This is a genomic window from Pseudoalteromonas sp. Ld19, assembly GCF_045064135.1.
Classification (GTDB): Bacteria; Pseudomonadota; Gammaproteobacteria; order Enterobacterales; family Alteromonadaceae; genus Pseudoalteromonas; species Pseudoalteromonas aliena.
Genome location: NZ_JBISHA010000027.1, coordinates 1 through 11407, shown reverse-complemented (window position 1 = coordinate 11407; position 11407 = coordinate 1). Strand labels below are relative to the sequence as shown.

3 protein-coding genes are annotated in these 11407 nt (G+C 38.0%); all 3 read right to left on the bottom strand.

Annotated features, from left to right (window positions below):
- Nucleotides 1–8220 (bottom strand): amino acid adenylation domain-containing protein (locus ACJJVZ_RS19930; RefSeq protein WP_405621721.1); only part of this gene is annotated, 8220 nt, incomplete at its 3' end.
- Between the two features lie 96 nt (nucleotides 8221–8316).
- Nucleotides 8317–9984: a cyclic peptide export ABC transporter gene (locus tag ACJJVZ_RS19925; protein WP_405596924.1), complete on the bottom strand. Its 1668-nt coding sequence runs from the start codon at nucleotides 9982–9984 to the stop codon at nucleotides 8317–8319.
- A 171-nt stretch (nucleotides 9985–10155) separates the two neighbouring features.
- The coding region (locus ACJJVZ_RS19920; RefSeq protein ID WP_405621718.1) for an alpha/beta fold hydrolase at nucleotides 10156–11407 on the bottom strand (1252 nt) is incomplete at its 5' end.

Sequence of the window (11407 nt, the reverse complement as noted above, 5' to 3'; positions counted from 1 at the left end):
CACTGATAATCCAGTGTCCTTAATCATAAAGGCAAGACGCTCTTTAGGATAAGCAGGATCCAGTGGCACATAAGCCCCTCCAGCTTTTAAAATTGCCAGTACCCCAACCATCATTTCAAGTGAGCGTTCAACGCATAATCCAACTAACGTATCCGGTCCAACATGATGTTGTACACGCAAATAATGTGCTAGTTGATTGGCGCGTTCATTCAATGCTCTGTAACTCAAAAAATCGCGATTATAACTAACCGCAATTCTGTCCATAGATCTCTCAACCTGCAGCTCGATCAGTTGGTGCACACTATTTGACGTAAATTTAATTTTTGGACCACATTGCTGTGCAATCAATGTTTGTTCATGATCTTGAGAATATATAGCTAATTTCGTTACTTGTGTTGATGCCATCTGTTGTGCATCTATCACCAAGCTTTCCAACGCAGTATTCATCAATTCAACCACTAACTCTAACGGCACTCCAATACTAGCTTGAAAATCTAAAGTAAATTCATCACCAAAATCATTCACCGATAAATCTAGTGGATAATTACTCCGCTCTTGTACGGTTTCAATTTGGTATAATTGTGCCTGATTGTCATCTGCCACTCTCTGTGAATGACGATAATTTAATGTAGTACTAAATAATGGTGAACCAGGTTCAATTAGACTATGGCTTTGAGCATCCGCTAGAGATACTTGTTCATAAGGAATTAACGCTTGTAGCTCTGCATGTATATACTCTAATAACGCTGTCGTGGTTATTTCATCTAAATTGATCTTAATAGGCAATGTATTTATCAACATCCCCAACATACGATCAATACCTTGTTCACCACTCATGCGACCTGAAAAGACAGTACCAAATACAACCTCTTTCATATTACAACAATGTGACAGTACGATGGCCCAAGCTGCATGGAAAAGTACCGCTGGACTCATATGTTGCTGGCTTGAAATAATACGTATTTGCTTACCTAACAATGTATTGAGCGGATAACTCAATTCTTGCGAGTTTGAACCATCTCCTAAAATGTCTGTAAATCCGAACGGCAAAGTTGATTCTTCCACACAACCTAATCGTGACTTAAAAAAAGCTTCACTATCGAGTGTTTCTGCTCTGTACAGAGATTTAGCAACAAACTCCCTATACGGCACTTGTACAGGTAATTCATCGTTTCGGCCCTCAATACACATAGATAATTCTTCAAGGATTAACCCAACAGAAACATGATCTGTAATCAAATGATGATGCTTAAACAAGGCATAAACCTTGCCATCTGATTCATCTACTAATACTTGTAGGCGAAGCAAAGGGGCTTCTTCAATATCAATTTTATGATTGCCAGTTGTTACAAAATCTGCAAAAGCGACTGAAGCTCTTTGATTTGTATCAAATTTAAGATTTTCAACCAAAGAGTCAACTGTTCGTTGTACTATTTGTACAGCCTTATCTCGTCCACGCCATAAAATGACACTGCGTAAAATATCGTGACGTGCTACGACCAGCTCTAGCGCGCAAACAAATTTAACAAATGCCTGATTATCACTAAAAGTTAAAGAAGCAGAAATCACATAAGGGTCGTATTTCTGCTCTAATGTATGTGTAAATAAGATGCCTTCTTGTAATGCGGCTAGTGGGTAAATATCCTGTATATTTTCAGCACCTCCAGGTATCCTTAGACAAATTTCATTGAGATCCTGTTGCTCTAATTCAATCAGCGGTAACATATCCGCTGTAATTGTTTTAACACCCTTAGGAATAATATTTTTTGGAACCTGATAGATTTTAGTCTCATCAAGCGTAGTCAATGTTGATGCCATATCTGCCAACGTCTGAGCCTTAAATATCGCTAGCGTTTCTACTTCATAACCTGCTTTTTTCAATCTGGCATGAATTTTCATGACAAGTAGTGAGTGCCCTCCCAGTTCAAAGAAATTTGCATCACTACTAATCTTAGTTTCATCTATACCAAGTAATTCAGACCAAATAAGTACTAATAGTTTTTGTTTTGATCCCTGTGGTGCAATATAGTTTCTTTGTCTTGCACTCAGATTTGGTTCAGGCAATGCACGCTTATCAATTTTTCCATTTGGCGTTAACTGCCATTCATCAACGAAAACAAAAGCACCTGGCACCATGTAGGATGGTAAGTCTGCGGCTAACGCAAGAGTGATTTCATTTGCATTATCAATATCTTGCGAAACTATTTTGGAACTTTTTAATTCCACATATGCCACAATACAAGCATTACCACTAAGATCTTTTTGAGTTACCACTACGGTGTGCGCTATGTTGGTCAGCGCATTTATTTTTTTCTCGATTTCCCCCAACTCAACTCGAAAACCTCTGATCTTAATTTGGTCATCAACTCGGCCAACATACTCTATCAATCCATCTTCAGTGTAACGTACTAAATCACCGGTTTTATAAAGCGTTTTGGCTCCTCCAAACCCTATATTATAAGGGTTAGCAACAAAGCTAGTATCAGTCAATTCTAATTGATTAAGATAACCTAATGCCAAACCATCACCACCAACATATAGTTCACCAACGACACCTACCGGTAATAAGTCTCCTTGTGGTGACAAGATAAGTACAACATCTCCCTGTACACCTTGACCTATTGGTACCCCTGTCGATAGGTTTCTACCTCTTGGAATGGAATAACAACAGGTGAATGTAGTATTTTCTGTCGGGCCATAACCGTTAATTATTTGAACTTTAGGTAAAGCTGCTTGTACCAATTTTACCGCTTTCGGGTTTAACACGTCACCACCGGCCAGTATATATTCCAGCCCCAAACTCGATTGACATCCTTTGCTCCATTCGGTAAATAACCCCGAAGTTAACCACATCGCAGTTATATTTTCTTCTGCTATTACCGAATTCAATCGCTCAATAGTAATAAATTCGTCAGGGAAAAGAACACAACGTCCACCATTCAGTAAAGGACCCCATATTTCCAATGTTGCCGCATCAAAAGCAATATTAGCGCATTGTAAAAATACGGTATCATGATCTAACGTCATAAAATTAGGTGTATGGACCAAACGATTAACCGCGCGATGTGGCGTCATTACTCCTTTAGGCTCTCCTGTTGAACCAGAGGTATAAATTACATATGCAAGTGACGCTGATGTAATGCCTTTAACCGCAATCAATTCATCACTGCTTTGATGATCCAATAATACCTGCTTACTATCCAAAGAAACTAATTGTACCGTGCTAAAAGCTAGTTGTTCCTCAAGCCGCTTTTCAGTAAGAACGACTGACACTGCACTGTCTTCAAGCATATATGAAAGGCGTGATTGCGGGTAATTTGGATCCAAAGGCAAATATGCACCACCAGCTTTTAAAATCGCTAATGTAGCTACCAGCATGTCAACCGAGCGACCAATGCACAAACCAACCAACTTATTTTCGCCTACATGGTATGTGTCTCTTAAGTAATGCGCTAATCGATTAGCACGTTCATTGAGTTCCTGATAATTCAGTTTCTGTTTCCCACATTCTACCGCTATCGCATAAGGTGTTTTGTTCGCTTGTTGCTCAAATAATTGATGAATTAAAGCTTCTCGTGGGTAGCTTGCAGCACCAGCCTGAAAATCAGTTAACTGCTGTTGCAGTTCTCTTTTAGGTAATACAAACCTCGACTGTTCACTACTATCACAACGGCCAGATAATTCAGTTACGATTTTCTCTAATGCAGTTTGCATATAAGCAGAAATACGCTTCGCTGTGATACTCTTTTCAATTTGAAATTCAAGTGAGAAACCTTGACCATGATCATTAACAGAAACACCAAATGGATAGTTAGTTCTTTCTCTCGCATTTAATAAATTCCAATGCTCATTACCATATTGCGAGGTTATATTATCTTCTTTTGCGGCAGAATGACGATAGTTTAATATCGCACTAAATAAAGTACCGTTACCTTGAATACTGCTATAACTTTGTGCCTCAGCAAGTGATACTTGCTCATAGGGCAGCAACGCCTTTAATTCACTATCCACTTGTTGTAACTGCTGCAAAATACCACCTTGCTGCATTTTTACTCTAAGCGGTAAAGTATTGATCATCATTCCCATCATACTATCAATACCTGGCATACCATTCATTCTTCCAGATAGCACAGTACCAAATACAACATCATCACTACCACAACAAGCGGCTACAACCTTAGCCCAAGCTAGGTGAAATATAACCGCAGGACTAAAAAGATGGTGGCGCGCTTGCTCTCTGATTTCAGCACTGAGCAGTTGTGTTAAATTGATGTGCAGATCAATTATATCAATACCGTTCCCTGTCACTTCAGCTAGCTCAAATGGCAAGGTAGGCATCGTCACATCACCCAGTTTTTCACTAAAAAAAGCACTAACATTTAATCTTTCATTATGCGCGAAGGTACGAGCGATAAATTCTCGATACAATCCTTGTGTTGGGACTTCAATTTTCTTCGTAACACATAATTGTTGCAATTCCGTCACTAAGATATCTAAAGAAACATGATCCGTGATCAAATGATGGAAAGTCAGCAATGCATAACACTTTCCATCGAGGTCGCATTCTGTCACCGTAAATTTCATAAGCGGTGCAGCTTCCAAATCCAAGTTATGTTGATGTTCATCAACATAAGCCATGAAGCTCTCTTTCAAAATGCTTTTATCATCAAAAGTTAACGTTGCAATAGGTAATTTTGCTTCATTCAATACTACTTGTAAGGCACTTTCTCTACCTCGCCAAAAAATAGCTGTTCTCAGTACATCATGCCTAGTAATAATAGACTTTAATGCCTCTTTGAAATGATTGAGTTGTACATCATCAACAAACTCAAATGCTGCGGTCGTAACATACGGGTCTTGATTGGTATTCAAAGTATGGACAAACAATACCCCTTCTTGTAACGGCGCTAGTGGGTAAATATCTTGAATGTTGCTATAACCACTAGGCACTTTATTTGCAATTATATCAATTTCTTGCTGTGATAAATCAACCAGAGATAGCATATTTGGTGTAATGTATTCACAATTTTTAGGAATGCCATTTTGTGGTACTTTAAAGTCGTTTACTCCCTCTGTATATCTATCTAAGCATGTCGCCATTTCTCTTAATGTCGGCGTAGTAAACAAAGTATGTACCTGTATATTTCTTCCCTGACTTTGGAGTTTACTAGCGAGTTGCATCAGCAGCAGTGAATGACCACCTAATTGGAAGAAATTAGCTGCTGCACTGACCTGTTCAACATCTAATAATTCAGACCAGAGAGCTGCTAGGTATAATTCCATTTCAGTTTCAGGGGCTATATATTCCCCTTGTAAAGTAATTGTACTCAGCGACAATAATTCTTTCTTATCTATTTTGCCATTTGGAGTAACCGGCCATTGCTCTAACACTGTAAAGCAACTCGGTACCATATGTGCAGGCAAATATTTTTCTAGCTCACTTTGCAATTCTAATATAAATCCCGCAACTTGATTATCAGACACTGCTTGTGTAGGTATCACATATGCAATTAATTGATTAGTGCCACCTTGACGCTTTGTCAATACGACTGATGAATGCACCAGAATTTGTTGATTTAGCCCATGTTCGATTTCACCAAGCTCAATCCTAAAGCCTCGAATTTTAACTTGATCATCAGTACGGCCAACAAATTCTAAATTACCTGAAGGTAAATAACGTACCAAATCGCCACTACGATACAAACGCGGTCCACTGTTAGAATTATCTGTATAGTAAGGATTAACCACAAATTTTTCAGTAGTTAGATCCGGTTTATTGAGATACCCTTTAGCCAATCCAACACCACCAATATATAATTCGCCGATAGAACCAATTGGAAGCATTTTTTGATGTTCATCAAGCACAAATAATGAAACATTACTAATAGGCCTACCAATATGTATATCAGTATCAACTGATAACTTACATACCGTGGCGCAAACCGATGATTCCGATGGACCATATGCGTTATAGAAATCATATTTTTCTGCCCATCGATTCATTAGCTCTTGTTCACATGCTTCTCCAGCCACAATCAAGCACTGCAATGCATAATCATCTGTACAAGCTATATTGGCAAGGAATGCAGGTGGTAAAGTTACATGAGTAATTCCCTGTACCTTAAACAACCGTTCAATTTGGTTTGGATCAAGTCGTTCGCTATCGCTACTAATCACCAAAGTGGCTTCATTTAGCAGTGCCATCACCCAATCCCAAGTGCCTGCATCAAAACTAATTGAAGCATAATGCAATATTTTACTAGTAGATTTTACGTTAAATTGAGCACGCTGGTTTTGTGCCAAATTAACTATCCCTTGATGGGTACACATAACCCCTTTAGGCTTACCTGTTGAGCCCGAAGTATAAATTAGATAGGCTAAATCATCCGGTTGCTGCAAACATTTTATAGAAAAGTTCTGTTCAGCATAATTTGCCCAAGGGGCAGCTTCACTATTCATGATGAGGTTGTTTAGTTCAATTACTTGTAGCTGAGAAAAGTCGAGTGACTGTCTACACAACTCATTGGATAAGACTAAAGTAATACCTGAATCTTCCATCATGTATGTCAGTCTATCACTTGGGTAATTTGGATCTAGTGCAACGTAAGCACCGCCAGACTTTAGCGTAGCTAAAATAGCTATTATCATCTCGATTGAACGATTAAGGCAAATCCCAACATAGCTACCTGGTGTCACACCTTGCTGTTCAACTAAATAGCTTGCGAGCTTATTTGTTTGTACGTTTAATTGCGCATATGTAAAAGATTGTTGACCAAATACCACCGCAATATGATCAGGATTTTTCTCAACACAACGCTCAAATACCTGATGAATCGTCAAATTTTTATCATAACTAACATCGCAATCATTCCAGTCGAATAACTGTTGATTTATTTCTTCTTTGGTTGCCAATGTGTAATCACCAATTAGCATAGTTGGCATATTAACGACTTCAGAAATCATGGTTGTTAAACGAGTAACATGTCGAGAAATATCTTCATCTGCAAAAAAATTACGGTCGAAATTAAACTCAATCTGCACATTATTTATTTTTTCATGACTGCGGACATAAATTGATAAAGGGTGTGAACCATACCCGCTATTCAATGGCACTTTTCGACTCTCTACATTACAGAATTGGTTTTCTGATGGATAATCTTCTACCGATAAATGAATGTCAAATAACTGACCCTTTCCATCATTCACAGGTCGTAACTGACGAATTATTTCATGTAGTGGATATTTTTGATGTTTATAAGCACGTTTCAATTCAGCCGCAACAGCAATAAAAATATCCGCAAAGCTACTACTACGCTCAAATTCCACTGCAATCGGAATGACTGACGCCATCATTCCTATCGTTTTACGTAATTGTGCTGAACTGCGATTGTGAACTGGCATGCCAATATTAACTAAGTTTCTACCATCACTCATCAAAGAGAAATAAACAGCTATCAAGGTTGTAAAAAAATGAGTTGGAGAGCATCCATATTCAGCGGTTAAAATTTGGATTTGATCAAATTGCTGCTGTGTTAATTCATATTCACATTTAACAAAAGGTTGATCATCGTAACGATTAGTCTTTTTAAGTAGCAAAGGATCCGGTAGTAATTTAAATTTAGCTTGCCAGTATGCTTGATCTTTAAAAAATTTATTTGAATTTTTATAAGCTATGTCTTTGTCAAAAAACTTCAAATAAGAAGGGCGCTCTGCGACACTGTCGGTTAGATTACCATTTTCATCCATTTTTACGTAAGTTTCACTGAGGTATTCTAGGAATAAGCTGCCGCCAATACCATCAACAACCAAATGATGAAAAATCACACACAAAGCACTCTCGTGATTAGAAATTTTTAACCAATGTAAACGCCATAAACAGTCACCTTGAATATTAAATGGAGTTGCCATTTGAGTTTGACAATAATCGATTGTTCGTTGTTTCGCATCATTATATTCAGAAAAATCAATACACTTCAAAGTATACTTAAATTCTGGGTTAATGTATTGATTGGCCTCAGTCCCCTGACTAACAATATTTATTTTAAACACATCAGTATGAGCTATCACGTAATCCAAAGCATATTGTAGTCGCTTAGGATCTACCTGACCCATCAATTCAAATCGACCGCCAATGTTATACAAGGGAGACTCTGGTTTGAACACTTGATCCATCCAAACTGGCTGTTGAGTAGATGTAAAGGGGTATTGTATATTATTCATTATTAGTCAATCCATGCTAACCGAGCCTCGCAACGCGAAGATCGTGAAACTATCAAGCCCATATTCAAGGCAAACATTTATCTGGTCAAAATACAACTACACTAAGGCAACTGATTCTCTAGTGGCAGCCTTATCAGACGGTCGTAATATTTCTTTCATTTGACCGCTTTCGAATTTTAAAATGCGATCTGAAAAGGTGAAATATTGCTCATCATGACTGATCACAAATACGGTTTTTCCTAATGTTTTAAGTTCAGTTAACAACTCAGAATAGAAGAAATTTCTAAAGTATGGGTCTTGATCTGCAGCCCATTCATCAAAGATATAAATAGGTGCATCTTCCATATAAGATAATAACAACCCCAACCTTTTCCTTTGTCCATGAGACAATTCGGTGGTCGAGAGGATGCCGTTTTGTACCGTTACTTTTTCATTAAGTTTAAGTTTCACTAGGTATTTACGAATCTTATCATCATCAGCCAATATACCTTTCGCATCAATAACTTGATCGAACAAATAAAAATCTGAAAATATAGTGCTGAAGTGACAACGATACTGATCCATATCTAACGTAGATGGCTTGCCATCAAGTCTGATTTCGCCACTTGTTGGCGTATAAAGACCGCACAGTACTTTCGCAAAAGTAGATTTACCACACCCATTACCACCGATCAGAAAAATCACTTCACCACGCTCAACACTCAAATTGATAGGTCCAATAGAGAAGTTATATTCATCATTATCATCTCGACTATATTCATAACCGACTGATTCAATATCCAGATTTGTCCATTCGTACGAAGGTGTTACAGTGCTATTCATATGCTCAAATAAAACATCATTAGAAAGTTGTAACTTTTCAATTTTTTGGCTAGATACGATGCCTTCAGCAACCACTGGAAATGTATTAAATAGCACAGTCATAGGTCCAATCAGATAAACTAAAGTTAATACAAAACTTACTACTACCTCAGTAGCAATACCGGATAAAAACAATTGAGAAGCAAATACTACCGATCCCAATGCAAGGAATAAAATCAGATTAGTCCAATTGCTAAGAATAATAAAAATAAGGTGAGCAGAAATAGTAGACGTTTTGATTTGATCAATATTAGGTGTAACGACATCATTATAGAAAAAGCGTTTACGGTTAAAATTAATATTTAGTTCTTTACCACCATCAATTAACGCACGAAAGTTTTTAAATAAGTTGTCGTCCAGTTCACGTACTGCTTTAAAACGCCCTATCCCAACATTCATTAGTAACTGTGCTATTATCATAGCAAGCACTAACACACCACCCACCCATAAAAACAACTGCCATGATTGATAACCCATGTAAGCAAAGCACAGTAATACTGTTGCCAAATTATAGGCAACATGCGGTACAGCACTCAAGGTTGCTGTAAGTGCTTCAATATCCTTGGTCAAAGTCGCAAAAATACGATGTCCACCCACCTTTTCAATCTGTTCATAACTCGTAGATAGCACCCGTTGAACCATATTTTCTCTTATACTTACCATGATCTGAACAGACAGTTTTGTCAGTATATATTGGGAGATCACACTAAAAGTTAAAAACGCAGTCAAAGTAGCAAAAAATATCATCAACCCTTTAATTGCATCGGACGAGGGATCACTTACTTGCTCAATTTCTGAGTTAACTAACGAAATGATACTAATACCAAATAAAGCACTGACAACACTCAGAAGTGTGGCAATAATGAGTAGTTTTTTGTGTAATAAAACTAACCTGTAAAACATAAAGTAACCTTGTAATAATTATAGATGAGGCAGTTATGCCTCTTCCTTAGACAAAATGTAAAAATCACCAATTCTGACTGTAGTATCAGTTCAGCATCCATGATCTCGAAATGGTTTATCTACGTATCACGCAATTAGCATCATGTTAATACGCTGAGATTTTCATATAATTTAAGCAGATAATAGTTGATTTAATTTCACTGCTAGACGGCTAACATAAGGACTTCTAACCATGGTTACATGCTGTCCTTCCGTCGTGATCATTTTTATGGGTTGCTTTGCATGTGACGCTAACTGCGCTTGCTTTTCATGCCAATAGTCCATACCTAGTTCAGCCGTAATAATCATGCTTAATTGGCCTTGTAACTTATGTTGCGGATAATAATAACGAGACCAATCCACTTGTTGAAAATAAACAGCAAATAAACGCTGTGTTATTGGTAAGTTAATCCACGATAAGAGTTGCTCATCAGAATCTTCAGGTTTAAGCTGTTGGGCATATGACAACATTAAGCCCTGCTTTTCCTCATCACTCATCTGAAATTCAGCTTGGTCATCTGTCGCAACTAAGCATTCACAAAGTAACACCTCAATATTACAATTTAGCGACTCTAATCTAAGTGCTACATCAAACGCCACAGCACCACCTGAGCTATGCCCCATTAAAAATATTTTCTCTGGACAATCAACTAACTCTTTTCGATGCGACAAAATAGCCTCAACATAACTTGATAATAAAGTATCCCAGTCCTCAATATGAGGATCATTAGGGCTCATACCAACTGGTTCAAGACTCATAAATTGTACGTGCGGCATAGCCCTAGCCAATTCCATATAACCACCACTGGTCATCCCTGCACCTGGCGCTAAATAAATTACCACTGACTTCGCAGTATCTGAATCTGTGAGCGATCTAATAGCCTGCCACTCGTAAGCATTATGGTTATCAATAATCACAGCCATAGCTGACAAGGTTGGCAGTTGAACAACTTTGTTAATTGCAATACCTCTTGTTTTAAAAGTTTGATCTATAGATTGCACTAACTTCATCACCAATAATGAATGACCTCCGAGTTCAAAAAAGTTAGCATTGCGACTAATTTTATCACTTGGCAGTTTCAATACATGGGCCCAAACCTCTGTTAATATGAGCTCAGTTTCACCTTGCGGCGCTACATACTCACCCGATATATCAACTTCTTCTGACACGGGTAATGCTTTTCGGTCAATTTTTCCGTTGGCTGTTTGCGGCCACTGTGATAGTAAAATAAAGCGACTTGGGATCATGTATTCTGGTAACACGCTTCCTAATGCCTGCTTTAACGAAGCGAGCAACTCTACTTCTGATGTTCCCTCTACCACCGTTTTTGCGTAAGCAAGCAAACGTTGATTACCACTTTTATCTGTCACCGCCACAACTTGC

Excerpts from the sequence above, each read along its gene's own strand:
- ACJJVZ_RS19925 (WP_405596924.1), bottom strand. The coding sequence starts at position 9,984 with ATGTTTTACAGGTTAGTTTTATTACACAAAAAACTACTCATTATTGCC.